This is a genomic window from Arthrobacter sp. B0427-1-12 (assembly GCF_059092905.1).
Genome location: NZ_JBNHIC010000216.1, coordinates 1 through 455 on the forward strand (window position 1 = coordinate 1; position 455 = coordinate 455).

The 455-nt window shown below is 67.5% G+C and carries 1 protein-coding gene; it reads right to left on the reverse strand.

All coding sequences use genetic code 11. The features are described 5' to 3' along the window. On the reverse strand, positions 1-455 hold a 455-nt coding region (locus AC5RWU_RS24620), incomplete at both ends, for an IS3 family transposase (RefSeq protein ID WP_493986789.1).

Below are 455 nucleotides of genomic sequence, written 5' to 3' on the forward strand. Positions count from 1 at the left end.
CGCCGGTGGTTGAACCAGTCGATGTACTCGGCGACGGCGACCTCGAGGTGGCCGATGTCCCGCCAGGGGCCTTTGTTGCGCACGAGCTCGGCCTTGAACAGCGAGTTGAAGGCCTCGGCCATCGCATTATCGTAGGAATCCCCGCGGGAGCCCACGGAGGCGACCGCGTCGGCTTCGGCCAGCCGCTCGGTATAGCGGACGGCACGATACTGGACCCCGCGGTCGGAGTGGTGGACCAGGCCCGACAGGTCGGCCCCGTCCTTCGTGCGGGACCAGAGACCCATTTCCAAGGCGTCCAGCGCCAGGTCCGTGTAGAGGCTCGTGGCGACCTGCCAGCCGACGACCAGGCGGGAAAACACATCGATGACGAAGGCCGCATACACCCAGCCGGCGAAGGTGCGCACGTAGGTGATGTCGGCGACCCACAGCGTGTTCGGCGCGTCCGCGGTGAACCG